At 68.4% G+C, this 936-nt stretch carries 2 protein-coding genes; both read right to left on the reverse strand.

Features of this window, described 5'->3' with window-relative positions:
* Positions 1 to 245 (reverse strand): fumarylacetoacetate hydrolase family protein (locus AAHB17_RS24480; protein WP_342133669.1); only part of this gene is annotated, 245 nt, incomplete at its 3' end.
* Between the two features lie 13 nt (positions 246 to 258).
* Positions 259 to 936 (reverse strand): cupin domain-containing protein (locus AAHB17_RS24485; RefSeq protein ID WP_342133670.1); only part of this gene is annotated, 678 nt, incomplete at its 5' end.

Genomic DNA, 936 nt, shown 5'->3' on the forward strand with positions numbered 1-936 from the left:
TCGTAGTGGTAATTGCTGGTGCGCGGCGGGTAGGCCACGGTGGCGCCGCTTTCCACCAGGGTCTGGGGCGACTTGGTGAAGTAGAAGGCCTGCTCGACGCTCTTGTCGACCGGACGACCCATCTCGACGGCGTGCGCGTGGTAGTTGCGCCCGACACAGAAGATGCGGTTGATGGGGAAGCGTTCGGTCTTGCCGCGCACGGGCAGGGATTGAACGGCGGGCGGGTTCCAGAGGTAGGTGGTCATGGGGGATAGCGATTCAGGAGCGGACTTCGTAGACACCGAGCTTGCGGTGCAGCGGGCTTTCGTCGGCGACGAACAAAAACGCGGGCTGATCGGCCGAGGTGTTGCGCAGCGTGATGGGCGTGTAGCCGGGCGCGCAGCAGGTGTCGGCACCGGCCAGGGTGAAGGTCTGGGCGCCCTCGCCGACGGTCACGTCGGCAGAACCTTCGATCTGGTGGAACACGCTGGCGGGCGAGCGCGCGGGCAGCTTGAGCGTCTGGCCCGGGCGCAGCATCAGGGCGTAGAAGCCCAGGATGTTCTCGGCGTCGTCGCCGGTCTCGGGGTTGACGTAGGTCACCTGCACGGCGTCCAGGTCGGGGCGGTCCTCGGCCAGGGACAGCAGGGCGGCACGGGCGTCGGCCCAGGGGTAGCGCAGCATGGGGTAGCGCTTGTCGCTGCGGGTGAACACCGGCGTGGGCACCACGCCACCGCGTGCGTAGGCGCGGTCGCCGCGGCCGGGCAACTGGGTCTGGCGCGTGCCGTTGATGTGGTAGCTGGCCTCCATGTAATAGACCAGGGGCAGGTCCAGCACGTCGAGCCAGATGACGGGCTCGGTGCCGTCGTGGCCGTGTTCGTGCCACAGGCCGGTGGGCGTGAGGATGAGGTCGCCCCGGCTCATGGGGCATTTTTCGCCGTCCACCGTGGTCCAGGCGCC

It is taken from the genome of Hydrogenophaga sp. OTU3427, assembly GCF_038440225.1.
Taxonomy (GTDB): Bacteria; Pseudomonadota; Gammaproteobacteria; order Burkholderiales; family Burkholderiaceae_C; genus Hydrogenophaga.